Source organism: Paenibacillus tritici (genome assembly GCF_018207515.1).
Taxonomy (GTDB): domain Bacteria; phylum Bacillota; class Bacilli; order Paenibacillales; family Paenibacillaceae; genus Paenibacillus_AQ; species Paenibacillus_AQ tritici.
Map to the genome: position 1 here is coordinate 6,146,304 of NZ_CP073365.1, position 12,903 is coordinate 6,159,206.

General features: G+C 53.7%; 7 protein-coding genes and 1 riboswitch. Of the genes, 2 read left to right on the top strand and 5 right to left on the bottom strand.

What is annotated here, in order from left to right; translation table 11 throughout:
- Positions 1-28: 28 nt before the first annotated feature.
- From KDC22_RS26365 to KDC22_RS26385, 5 genes are read right to left on the bottom strand one after another with little or no spacing between them, the layout of a single operon-like run.
- Entirely contained in the window at positions 29-3,763 is a 3,735-nt protein-coding gene (locus KDC22_RS26365; protein ID WP_211720888.1) for a sugar-binding protein, read from the bottom strand.
- A 14-nt stretch (positions 3,764-3,777) separates the two neighbouring features.
- Positions 3,778-5,844 carry an MGH1-like glycoside hydrolase domain-containing protein gene (locus KDC22_RS26370; RefSeq protein WP_211720889.1) on the bottom strand — a complete coding sequence of 689 codons (2,067 nt, stop codon included), beginning with the start codon at positions 5,842-5,844 and terminating at the stop codon, positions 3,778-3,780.
- 46 nt (positions 5,845-5,890) lie between these two features.
- Complete coding sequence (locus KDC22_RS26375; RefSeq protein ID WP_211720890.1) at positions 5,891-6,745, bottom strand: carbohydrate ABC transporter permease; 855 nt, start codon at positions 6,743-6,745, stop codon at positions 5,891-5,893.
- Positions 6,739-7,695 carry an ABC transporter permease gene (locus KDC22_RS26380; protein ID WP_211720891.1) on the bottom strand — a complete coding sequence of 319 codons (957 nt, stop codon included), beginning with the start codon at positions 7,693-7,695 and terminating at the stop codon, positions 6,739-6,741. Before KDC22_RS26380 ends, KDC22_RS26375 begins: the two co-directional genes overlap by 7 nt.
- Positions 7,696-7,717: 22 nt before the next feature.
- Positions 7,718-9,328, bottom strand: coding sequence for an extracellular solute-binding protein (locus KDC22_RS26385; RefSeq protein WP_211720892.1), 1,611 nt, complete (start codon positions 9,326-9,328; stop codon positions 7,718-7,720).
- A gap of 262 nt (positions 9,329-9,590) precedes the next feature.
- Between KDC22_RS26385 and KDC22_RS26390 the strand changes: the two genes are divergently transcribed.
- Both KDC22_RS26390 and KDC22_RS26395 read left to right on the top strand, forming a co-directional pair.
- Positions 9,591-11,897 (top strand): PDC sensor domain-containing protein, encoded by a 2,307-nt coding sequence (locus KDC22_RS26390; RefSeq protein ID WP_211720893.1) that lies wholly within the window; start codon positions 9,591-9,593, stop codon positions 11,895-11,897.
- 160 nt (positions 11,898-12,057) lie between these two features.
- A riboswitch (purine riboswitch) is annotated at positions 12,058-12,160 on the top strand.
- Between the two features lie 124 nt (positions 12,161-12,284).
- On the top strand, positions 12,285-12,845 hold the full coding sequence (locus KDC22_RS26395; protein WP_211720894.1) for a phosphoribosyltransferase: 561 nt from the start codon (positions 12,285-12,287) through the stop codon (positions 12,843-12,845).
- Positions 12,846-12,903 lie beyond the last annotated feature (58 nt).

The following is a 12,903-nucleotide window of genomic DNA, read 5'->3' on the forward strand; positions in this document are numbered from 1 at the left end:
TAAGCCTGTCAGTCCGCTCAGTCCTATCTCAATCTCCGCCAGCAGCAGACAAGTCGAGACTGAACAGATATGGGGTCAGCGGCTGAAGCGTAACCGTCTGGCCAGCCGTACTTTTTCCGGTAATCAGATCCGGGAAGTGTTGCGCGATGGTCCCATTCCTGTCGATAGATACCGTGACCGCTTCCGGACCATAATTGACCACGTTCACCAATGTCTGTCCTTCATATTCCACGCTTCTCCACTCCACGCCGTATACAGGCTCACTATCTGCCGGGTCCAGAAGCATAAGCTGCTGCGGGTTGATGTTCTCCAGGATCGGTAAGAGGAACTCTCTGATCTGACCTGCAGTCCAGTCTGCCGCTGCTATTTTGTCGGCATGTGCGAATACATAACTTCTGTCCGTGGCCGAGAGCGCTGTGCCATGCGGCGTAAGCTCCAGAGCATGGGAGCCGATCAGCAGCACCCGTCCGCCCTGCTCCATGAACAGCCTGATCCCGCTCAGCGTTTCCGGATTCACCCGTGACGCATTAGGTACGATCAGCAGCTTGTAGCTGTCCAGTCCCCCCGCCTCGACCTGCTGCTCCGAGACATACCCGGCCTTATATCCGCTGTAGGACAGCGCCTCGTAAGAACGAAGCGACACCGCTGAGTAATCTCCAGAGAATACGCCTGAGGCGGTTGAATAGAGGATGGCCGCCTGCGGCTGATCATTCTGAAAAGCGGTCACCTGTCCGGCCAGCCGGTTCAGGTCCAGATTGGTCCGCCCGGCCTGCATCACCGCATCGGGGCGATGCAGAATACTGCCTTCAGCGCTCGCAGCTTCATTGTAGGTCCGTTCCCAGATCCAGATGGCAGAGCCGCCTCTGCCGTGGATGGCGCTCTGCCACAATACAGAGCGGACATGCTTCGCCTGCTCCGGCGTATACATTTTGTCGCCGTCAGCAATCAGGTGATGCTCGGAATTGAAGACCGGCGCCTTCTTGAAGGAGGCTTGAAGATCATAGAAGCTGAGTTCTTCCATGAATCCCTTCGGACCTTCATTAATATAATTCCAGTTGTCATTCCCATTGATTTGACTGAATTGTGAGAACCGCTCGATATCTACGCCCCAGGACAGACTGCCTCTCGGATCGCCCATGATCTTGGCCTGCACGGGCAGCTCTGGAGCCAGCTCATGAATAATGCCTGCCATCCATTCGTGCCAGCTGGCGAAATAGTCCTGGTTAAACAGTACATAATCATAAGAGAGCGGAGTAGCGGTTACATTCTCAGGCATGGGCACCTCCGGGAAGGTGGTATAGGCTGTGCCGTAAACGCTATTGAGCTGTGCAATGCTGCCGCTGTAGACCTCCTCCAGATATTCACTCCAGGCCGGTAAGGCATACGGGTCTTTATTGGCCTGATAGACGGATTCGTTGCTGAGCGTGAGACTCTGCAGGGAATCATAATCTTTGATAGCGGGAATCAAGGCCCGCAAATAATCCTCGATCATCTCTTTGGCCATCGGCCGGAATAGGGAGAACTTGATAAAACCGTTATTTGCCACCTTCAGCTCAGGCCATTTCGCAAGCGCCCAATCCGGGAAATAATGCGGGGAGATCAGAAGATTAACCGCCACATCGTAATCCTCCGCCCGCTGGAGCACCGGCTTCAGGTCCGATTCAATTTTGCGTGTTGAGACTACATAGTCCTTCGCTGTGGAATATCCCCCTAGATCCTCGAAGCCGGGATTCTGTACCAGATTGACCGCACTTCCCGTCTTGATGACACTGAGGTCGTCCAGCCATACGGTGCCCGTGTTCTCGGACAGAATAACCAGGGGGTAAGATACCTCGCCTGCCGCCGTAGTATACTCGAAGCTCACTTCACGCCAATCATAGGTTCCGGAAGGGAGGGCATGCCGCTGCTTCCAGCCCGTTCCGCCGGGAAACCAGACATTCTTGGCATTGTCGCCTTTCACCCAGACTTTAAATTCATAGGTCGTCTCCGGCTCCACCTGTAGCGTCTGGCCCACATTAATGAAGACATTGGACTGGCGCGGCGAAGCATTGGAAATCTTCAAGGAGCTGTTCCCCGAATGACTAGCCGCTCCCACAATAGCAGTTGTGGCGGAGACCCCGCCGGAACGGTTGACTGTATATCCGTTCACGAAGTCCTTCTTATCCAGAATGACATCCCTCGGTCCGAGCTCGATCTGAACCACATTGGCTCCAAGATCCTGAAGCTTCGGAATATCCTTCTTCACCTGGTTGAAGTGGCCATAGCCGGTGAAGAAGATCGGCCGTTCTTCAGTGAAGCCGGTGCTCCGCACCTTCGTGCCCCCAAGGAAGGAATACCCTGATATGTCCGGGCGTCCGGTTACATAACGCGGAGCCGCTTGTGGTGTGAGACTTCCGTCCAGATATCCCTCCAACCTGGCCTGCGCGTCACTGGACAGCTTCTCCAGTTCAGCAGCCACATACTGCGCCCTGCCCAGCCTGCCCTGCAGGATATCCTCCTTGCCGTAACCTATGAAATCCTTGATAACGGTATAGTTGATGCGCTCATAATCCGTTGACAGCCCCTGCGCCTCACATTGCAGCAGGAGCTGCTCCAGACCTGGCAGCTCGGCATTCACTGCGTCCAGCATGGCTTCGATCTGAACTGGATCAATAACAGCTGTAACCTTCAGCTCCTGCTGCCTGACGGAAGGGTCCCCCTCCTCTGCAAGCGTGAATTCGAGCTGATGCTCCCCCGGCTCTGCCGTGCTGAACGGGAGTCTCCATTCGGCGACGGAATGAGCTGGAAGCGTGAAATCTTCATCCACGCCGGTCGGGCCGGAGGACAGATGCAGGCTGCGGACCTCCGAGGTCCAGTTCACCGCATATACGGAATAGGATACGGTAGCATTCACATTGATCTCCGCTGGCCCTTCTACCCAGAAACTCCAGGGGTCGTCGGAGAGCACCAGTTGCAGTACCGCGTGATCCGCCGGACTTTTGGCCTTGCCGATTCCCGGTGTCCATTCCATCCACCCTCTCCGGCCCGCCCCGTCATTGTCATTGATCAGCAACGTGAACGGAAGCTCCCCATTGCCGGGCATGGCGTCCGAGATGGTTGTCCACGGCATTCGCACCTCATAGAAGATATCCTGCCCGGACTGAGTCGCGGCAGCTGTAATGCCGTCCGCTCCCTGAAGCGCCCCACCTTCGCTGAATTGCCAGACATGGGCTTGACCGTCCATATAATTGATCCCATATTCCGGCCCGTAACTGCCTCCGGGGCTGAAGGCAAACTGGATACTGTCCCCTCTCCACATTGTGCTGTCGGATACAGGCGTATGCACATTGTCCGTCACCTTCGCCGCCCAGTAGAAATAGTCCGTATCATATGCCAGATAGACACTGGCGGATACATCCGCTGGTCCCCCCCAGCCGCTGACCAGAATCTGCGCGTCAGCTTCCGGCAAGCGAATCTCAGTATACCCGGCCCATTCGTCCAGATTGCCGTCTATTGTAATGTTATTCTCCGCATCCAGCACCGGAGCACGGTTGTGGCGGCCCAAGCTGCTGCGGAATTCTTCCCAGTCAGTAATCACTGAAGCTGGTTCCCCATAAACCGAGGACACCGCAGTGGCTGTCAATGTCTCCGCAGAAGGTACAGATTCCTCCAGTGATACCGCTCTTAAGGGTTCTCCGTAAGCAGCGGGGGATATCCCCCCTGCTGCTATGAAGACGATAAGCAAGAAACATAAGGCCAGAAGCACCGGTTTATCATTTCTCATCTTATATCTCCTTTCTAGGATTCATGCCTTACGCCTACAGGAACAACCTCCATGCGGCCCGGAACGCCGCTGTAGATCACTTCTTCATCACGGACAATTTCACACCAGCCCGGACGGAGCTGCACATCAATGACATGCCCCCGGAAATAGAAACCGGAGAGCCTTACACTGCCTTCTGCGGGCGGCTGTGGCCGAATCCACAGGCTGCCGTCCAGCTGCGGGTCCAGACCGGCCATGCCGAAGAGCAGCGCTTCCGCACCCGCCAGGCCGGCCACCACATTAGCCCGTTTGTGCACCGGAACAGCAGGCCGGTCGCAGTAATGCTCCTGCGGATAATAGGGCAAATGCTGCCCCATCCAGAAGTGACGCTGCAGTACATCCCAGGCCAGCTCACCTTGGCCGGATTCCCATAACGTCAGGGCCAGCATCGGCCCATCCCCTGTGTAAGCCCCGCTGCCCGACCAATCCGGATCATTCTGTTCATAGTGCCGTTCATCCTCAGAAGAGATACTGCTGACGCCGTAATTGCCCAGGAACGCACCCTCTCTGACCTGTGTGAACATGCCGCGCTTCATCTCTTCGCTGCAAGCGCCGAACCGCAGGGCATCGAAATACTGAATGGAATAGATCAGCTCTTCGTGGCCTCCAGGATACAGCGCCTTGAACCAGGCCTTCTCCTCATCCCACAGATGGCTGCGGATGGACTGCCGGATCCGCTCCGCCTTCTCTCGCCACTCGTCCGCAGGCTCCTCCCAGAGCTGCAGATACCGGGCAAGATCCGCCAAGCGGTCATAGCTCCAGGCCCGCTCGGCGTTCGGACTGGCGACGATATGCTCATAGCCCACTCCGCGCATCTCCAGCAGATTAGGCTGGAGGCCATAATCCAGCAGCTCATTCCACTGCGGCAGACGGTTGTCGTCATATAAGGCCAGCTCGCGCATTGCAGGATACAGCTCTTCTCCGCCGCCATGCAGGACAATGATCGACCAGGCAAAGTTCAGAAACGACCACAGGCTGTAGGAGTAAGGAACGTTGGCCCCCTTGCCGCTTGGAGCAAACCGCGAGTGCCGGTCGATGCCGCTCTTCACCATCAACCCCGCCAGCTCCGCCGCCTTGTCCTTGCCCAGCATCATGGCCATCGTGCGTGCCCCGTAGCCCCCGATATCCCATGGATAGCAGCAGATGCCTGCGCCTTCCAGCCCGGAGACCACCGGGAAGGGACGGATTGCAAAATCCGGGTTATCCCACAGGCAGACCAGACCGCTGATCAGGGAGCGGCGGTAATACTCCTCCAGACCCGGAATGTCCGATTGCAGAACCGGCAGCTCCCGGCAGGCCTCTGCAAGCCGCCGCTCCCAGGCGGCCGTGGTCCGCTGCGCCAGCTCACCCAGGCTCCGCCCCTCATTCCCACTGAATGTCTGTCCGGCAGGAGTAAGCACTACGGCCAGACAGAATACGGCTTCTTCCCCTTCCTCCAGTACTTGTTCCCGGTCTCCCTCAGCGATCAAGGTGACACGGACCTGTTCATTCTCCCAGATGCCCTGACCGATGTTCACAGCAGGCCCAGCTTCGGTCAGCGGAGCTCCGTAATCCCATTCATCGAAGGGAACATACGCCGGACTCCCCGGCTGAAGCACCGGCTGAAAGGCCACGGGAACAGGTCTTTGGCTGCGGTTCCTTACCCGCTGAGTCAGGATGAACCCATGTGCATCCGCAAGCGGAATCAATTCACTGCTTACAGCAAGGGAAATCAGCCGTTCGCTGATCAGATGATGATACGTGCCTTGCCGCCGGATCTGATCAGGCCGCCATACCCCCTGGGCATACAGTACGCCGCAGTCCCCTTTGCCCAGATTCCCGTCATCTGCAACAGCATGTTTATCCGCTGTTATGAGAATTTTCACCTCTAATTCCTTGGCTGCAAAAGGCGGTGAAAAACAGCCGCGCACCCCGCTGACGGTACGCTCCAGCGGAGCAGCCGTACTGTACCCGCTGCATACCCAGGTATGTCCGGCGGGAGCCAGACTTTTACGTAAATCAAAAGCAAATTGCTCCAATGTATAGTTTGTTGACGATTTCATACTTCACCTCTGTCACTTGAAATTCTGTGCCACATTAACTGTGCCTTCAACCCTTCACCGAGCCAAGCAGAACACCTTTAATGAAATGCTTTTGCAGAAACGGATACACACAGAGAATCGGCAGGACCGTAATCATAATCGCCGCGGCCTTTAGACCCTCCGGCTGAATATAGTTGGCTGAATCCCCTCCGGCGAGCAGGGCATCCATCGGTGTCTGAAGCATCTGATACAGCTTGACCGTCACCGGCAGGAGCTGGGATTTGCTGATGAAATACAAAGCATTGGAGTACGTATTCCACAGCGCAACCGCATAAAAGAGTGAGATGGCGGCCAGAATCGGCTTGGATAAGGGCAGCGTCAGTCTGGCAAAAATCGTCAGGTCCGTCGCGCCGTCAATCGTTGCCGATTCCTCCAGCTCCACCGGCAGGCCTTCAAAAAAGGACTTCATCACAAACAGATTATAGGCACTCACCAGACCCGGCAGCCAGATCGCCCAGAACGTATTGATCAGATGCATCTGCTTCACCAGCAGGAATAGCGGAATCAGGCCGGTGCCGAACAGCATACTGAACATTACCATGAACGTAAAGATCTGCCGTCCCTTGAGCCGCCGCTTCGACAGCGTGTATGCCGCCAAGGTGGTAGCGATCATCTGGAGTACGGTGCCGACTCCTGTAATGATTACGGTATTTTTGATGGCGACCAGCAGCTGCCCGTCAATGAACAGTTGTTTATAAGCCTGAAAATTGATTTCCACCGGCCAGAGCACCACTTCTCCCGAGATAATCGCCCGGCTGCTGCTCAGGGACATGGACAGAATGTTCAGCAGCGGAAACACGGTTGCAAAGGCACACAGGGCCAGGAACACATACAGCGGCGTACTCTTCAGTCGGTTTACCATAATCCGCCTTCACCCAGCTTTTTCACAATTTTGTTGACCGTCAGCACCAGAATCAGTCCGATCAGAGCCTGAAACAATCCAACCGCCGTCGCCAGACTATACTGCGCATTCTGCAGCCCTGTTCGGTATACGAAGGTACTGATGACATCCGACACACTGAACACGGCGGCATTCTGCAGATTGAAAATATGCTCGAAGCCCACATCCATCATCTTGCCCATCTGCAGCACCAGGAGCACGCCGATCGTGCCGCGAATGCCCGGCAGAGTGATATGCCAGATCTGGCGGAGCTTGGTGGCTCCGTCGATTTTGGCCGCTTCATATAATCCGGGATCAATGGAGGAGATGGCGGCCATATAGATAATCGTGCCCCAGCCTGCGCTCTGCCAGATCGTCGATACAATGAACACAACAGGCCACCACAAGGTGCTTGTCATGAAATACACAGGGTCCACGCCCATGGCCTGTAATACTGCATTCACTACACCGGTAGAGGGCGACAGCAGGGAGACTATGATCCCGGCAAGTACCACCCATGAGATGAAAAAGGGCAGGTACAGCAGGTTCTGCACCGTCCGCTTGAACCAGTTCACCCGCAGCTCATTCAGCAGCAAGGCGAGCAGAACAGGTGCAGGAAAAGCAAACACAAGATTGTACAGATTCAGCAGCAGCGTATTACGCAGAACCTGCCAGAAATCAGCGCTCTGGAACAACGCACGGAAATGCTTCAGTCCTACCCAGGGACTGCCCCACACCCCGTCCAGCAGGCGAAAATCCTTGAAGGCAATCAGCTCGCCGTACAGCGTGACGAATTTGAACAGGAAGAAATACGACATCGCGGGAATCAGGAACAAATACAGGTACCGGTCCCGGTGCAGATAGAATAACAGGCCCCGTCCCGGCTTCTGGAGGGCTGCCGGACCGGGAGAATGCTGCAATGTTTTTTGCATAAGGCTCTCTCACTCCTTGCTTTTATTTCAGCTTATCTTTGTTGGTGTCGTACCAGGCCTGAACCTTAGCGGTTACACTGTCTCCGTCAAGACTGTTCCAGGCCTTGCGCAGCTCCTCGACCGCTTCATCCGGTGTCTGGCTTCCCATCGCCATGCGGGTGTTGATCTCCTTCCATTTGGTCTCAAACTGGCCGGCAATGGAAGAGTACTCCGCAACAGGCGGGATATAAGGGATATCCTTGCGGAAGGTATAGGTCTCCGAGAATTTGATGATGGCATTCTTCAGCTTAGCTATATCCAGATCATCCTGATTGTCCCCGGCCCGGGTAAGCAGATAATCCGGTGTATACTGCTCCTGCTGGACCACTCTGTACTCCGCGGCGTAGCCGACTTCTGTTTTCCACTTGTCATAATCGGTGGTAACCGGAATGTTATTCTTCATCTGATAATGAACCCCTTCATCCCCATAGGTCAGCGGCTCCCAGCCCGTATCCAGCATCCAGTCGATCAGTTCCATCGCCGCCTTTGGATTCTTCATATCCTTGTTGAAGGCGGTCAACAGATGGTTAGGAACCTCAATCTCATAGCCGTTCGTTCCATACTTCGTCGCCAGAGGCGGAACCGCAGTCAGCTTAGCCCCCGGATTGTTTTTCCGCAGATCACTAATGGTATTGTCCATATTCAGATTGCTGAAATATATGCCGGAGCGTCCCGTGGTCCAGAGCTGCTTCTGCCGCGAAAATTCCTTGTCCGTAGCAAACTCCTTATCGACCAGGTTTTCTTTGTAGGCAAGCTGGCGGAACGCAAGCGCGTCTTTATATCTGTCTGTGAAAAAGCTCTGGACGAGCTTCCCGTCCTCCACGAACCACGCTGCGCTGCGCGCCATATACCAGTCGTCTGTAATCGCCGTATATGCCGTGGACATCGCCATAGGAATGGTATCTTTCTGTCCATTACCGTCAGGATCATTGTCCCGGAAAGCTTTGGCTACCTCAACCAGCTCATCCACCGTCTTCGGCATCTTCAGCCCCAGCTTATCCAGCCAGTCCTGCCGGATGAACAGAGCGGTATTGGCACGGGTCGGCCGCAGGCTGGCGATCGCATACGTTTTGCCGTCCTCCAGCGTCAGATACGGCTTCAGCTCAGGATGCTCCTCCAGGTATTTCTTATAGCTGGTGCTATATTTGTCGATGTACTCGTCCAGCGGCTGAATCACCCCTTCATTGGCCCAGCGGACGATGAAGTCCCGGTTATAGGTCGTCATCATATCCGGCGCCTGCTCCGATGCAATCAGCACATTGAATTTATCCGCTTCCTGATTGCGCGGGATGGGCATCCAATTGACCTTGACTCCGGAATTCTCATTGATATACTTCGTCCACCGGTTATCCTCATAAGAGCCTTCACTGGCCGCAACCTGCCCCCGGTCATAAATTGAGGCCGAGATTTCTTTGGGCAGCGAGCTATATTTGTCCCCGTCTGCCGTCTGTGAAGCTGCTGCTGCAGCGGCGGCGGTTGGCTCCGCCGTATTGCCTGTGCTTCCATTATTACTGTTGCTGCATGCGGATAAGGATACCGTTCCGAGCAGCAGCAGGGATACAAATGCAGGCGTGATTTTGTTGTGTCTGTACATTCCTTTGACCTCCAATGGATGTGTGATAGGAAGCTTGTGATGTCTTGCTACAGCGGTACAACCGGGCGCCGGTCTACCATTCAACTATAAATCCCCGCCACGGAAGCTGAACAGTTGCAGAACCTACAATGAGCTCTCATTTACCGCTATGCAGGAACTATTTGTAGATAACGCTATGCCGGAATAGAAAGTGAAACCCGACTGACCCGGCAATCTGTCTTATAATGTAGATACCATCAGCCGGATAAGGGAGCGATAGCCGTTGAAGAGAACCATTGCAGCCAAGGTACAGCTCATTTACATCACTCTATTCGTCCTGATTATCCTCACAACCGCTGTTATCAGCTATGTAAGCTCGATCCGCCAGCTTGAGCGTCAGGTGATTGGCTCCAATCAGAATGTGCTGCGCCAAATCAGCAAACGGGTGGACAGCGCCCTGCAGGAGATTGATTTGACCACCCTCAATTTTCTGCGCAACAATGAGAGCCGCTCCTTTTTTGAGAGCACCGCTTCGGATGCCCCTCAACACCTGTTGGGACTGTCCATGCTCCAGGATCAGCTCGGCAATATTCTCGGAGCCAATTTCAATATGAAGGCTATGTTTCTGTATTCCACCATCAGCAGCAAGCTGATCTCTGCTTCGGATTATTATGATCTGGATTCAGCGGCCGGGATGGGGTGGATCAAGTCTTTTGCCGGCAGCACCAAGGTCAATAAATGGACAGCCTCTCCGCCTGAAGCCGGCACCAGCGACTTCCTGCTTATCCGCAATTACCCGTTCACGGCAGGGCCGAAGGACAGAAGCGGGGTCATGGTCACACAAATCAATGAGAAAAGTATCTCCAAGATGTTCAGCGACCTGCAATTCAGCGACAGCTACAACGTCTTTCTGGTCGATCAGAACGGCAATATCCTGTCCCATAAGGATTCCAAGCTGATTCATCAGAGTATTCTTGATCAGAGCTACAGCGCCCAGGTCCTCTCCAGGGAGGGCCACGGCTATGTGACCGAAACAACGGCTCACGGCAAAAATCTTATCTTCTACGACAATTCCGCCTATACCGGCTGGAAGCTGATCTATGTCGTGTCCCAACACCAGCTTAGCACCCTCTCGCTTACGGTCCGTTATATTCTGATTGGCATGGCCGTTCTGATGCTGGCTGTCGCTACGCTGACGACCCGCTTTGTCAACCACCGCTGGTTTGCCCCCATGGAGTATTTTATCGCCAGACTGGAGGACATCACGAAACGCACTCCCCATGGCCTGGAGAACAGAAGCACCTCGCCCTCCCTGTCCTATAATGAGCTTCATAGTAGAATAGAGCAGGTATTCACCGGTTACTCCAATGCCGAGAAGAAGCTGCACGAGAGTATCCCCGCCCTGAAGCTGCAGCTCATGTTCGATATTCTGACAGGCAACAAGACCAAATTTGAATTCGCGGAACCGATGCTGAACCATGCAGGTATTGACCTGTATCCGGGCCATTATATCGTTCTGACCATGGAATATGACAATAAGGCTATGCTGGAAAAAGTAGGGGATATGAATCTTTACCTCTACGCCCTATGCAATGTGGCCGAAGAAATCATTCGCTCCGGTCAGGGGGAGATTAAAGGGGCGGCCGTTCAGATGAATGACTTTCAGGCGGCACTGATTCTTAGCTTCAGAAGTGGTGGAAGTGCGGAGAACACCGCTGCGGCCAAAGCCCTGGGAGAGCATTTCATGGCCTATATTGAGGGACAGTTCAGACGTACACTCTCTATTGGCATAGGAGGTTATTACGAGCATTTCTCCGATATCCGCAAGTCTTATCTGGAGTCGGCGGCACTGGTCTCCTGCAAAATCCTGATGGGACCTAGCGCACTGATTACCGCAGGCGATATAGAATCCTGGAACACTGGCAGACTGCTTGAGGTATTTGAATCCATAGATGATCTTGTAGAAACCGTCAAGCAGGTCAACGCGGAGAAAACCGGAGCTGTACTGGAAGAGCTGTTCGAGCGTGCGGCCCGCTGCAACCTGTCTAAGGAAATGATGGTCCAGCTCTGCTTGCAGGTTATCCTGAAAGCACTGCGGACTGCAGCCGACCCCGCCCTGAATGAACAGTTCCAGGCAGAACACGAGACCGTTCTTATCCGCCTCCAGCGGTGCGAGACGCTGTACGAGCTGCGGGCTGTCCTCGGCTCGCTGATGGATGAACTGATTCAGTCCATGAACGACAAACGAAACCATAAGAAAAAGAGCAGCGAGCTGATTGAGAGCATCCTCTCTTATACCACAGAGCATTATAATCAAAGCGATATCTCTGTGAATTATCTGGCCGACCGGTTCAACCTCAGCCCCAACTACCTAAGCAAGCTGTTCAAGGAATATACCTTCAGCAATTTCGTTGACTATCTGATTGAAGTCCGCATGAAGGCTGCCAGCAGGCTGCTGCTGGAGACCCCCATGAAGCTGAACGATGTGGCACAGCAGATTGGCTACACCAACTTTTCCAGCTTCCTGCGCAATTTCAAGAAATATTATGGCATGACCCCAACAGAGTACCGGCAACTGCATATGAAGTAGTGACTGATCCCACAACACAAGTTATATTTAGTGACACTTAAATGAATTATTGACACACTTTATTGTGGATGATAGCATATAACAAATGATCTGAGTAATGTTTTGTAACGCGGTTAATATTTTAATTCTGAATTAATCATTTTCAAGTCATAATCGTGTCAGTTATTCTAATTAATTCTCTTGTATAAGCCCGTTAATGTGGAATGGGCGTATCTACAGGCAACCGTAAATTGCCCCAGGCTACAAGAGGCCAGACAAGACGCTGGAATCATCAGCAGAGAGCTTACGGCCAAGCCGGGCTTTTTCCTTCTGAGGTATTCTGTCTTGACTTAGGCCTCTTTCGTTCCTGGGTTTTTTGCCATCTATATAATAGAAGGAGTGAGGGCAATGAGTGCATCCTACGCACGGTTAAATGAATCGATCCGCCAAGCCGGGAATGTGAGAATCTACAAGAACAGGGACACCGCCTATGACTTCAAGCTCTACCCTTTTGGCGAACGAGGAACGTACATTGCCCCCGAGCTGATCAGTGAGATTACCGATAGTCTGGCAGCGGCCATCACAGAGCAGTTCCCCGATTTCGATTACATCGTATCTCCTGAACCGGGAGGGCATACCTGGGGGATGCTGGCGGCCTACAAGCTGATGAAGCCGATGAATATCCTGCGCCTCAGCACAGAGCTGTACGAGAATTATGAGGTCAGCATCAGGCGCGAAACGGCGTATAATGAGAATTATATTTATTTTGACGGCTTCTCTGCCGGTGACCGCGTGCTGCTGCTTGATGATGTCATTAGTTCAGGGGCTACGATCCGCTGCATTGCCGGGCAGATGTCCGTTATGGGGATTGAGCTTGTGGGGGTACAGGCGATTCTGGCCAAAGGAGAGCACTATAAGCAGCTTGAAGCGGACATTGGAGTTCCTATACGGTTTCTATCCAAGGTATGAAGTGTATACATTTACAATCGCAGCATATCTGCAAAATATAGCAGGGGAGTGACAAGCC

Bases quoted from the DNA above. Each gene is read 5' to 3' on its own strand.
- KDC22_RS26365 (WP_211720888.1), bottom strand. From the start codon at position 3,763: ATGAGAAATGATAAACCGGTGCTTCTGGCCTTATGTTTCTTGCTTATC.
- KDC22_RS26370 (WP_211720889.1), bottom strand. From the start codon at position 5,844: ATGAAATCGTCAACAAACTATACATTGGAGCAATTTGCTTTTGATTTA.
- KDC22_RS26375 (WP_211720890.1), bottom strand. From the start codon at position 6,745: ATGGTAAACCGACTGAAGAGTACGCCGCTGTATGTGTTCCTGGCCCTG.
- KDC22_RS26380 (WP_211720891.1), bottom strand. From the start codon at position 7,695: ATGCAAAAAACATTGCAGCATTCTCCCGGTCCGGCAGCCCTCCAGAAG.
- KDC22_RS26385 (WP_211720892.1), bottom strand. From the start codon at position 9,328: ATGTACAGACACAACAAAATCACGCCTGCATTTGTATCCCTGCTGCTG.
- KDC22_RS26395 (WP_211720894.1), top strand. From the start codon at position 12,285: ATGAGTGCATCCTACGCACGGTTAAATGAATCGATCCGCCAAGCCGGG.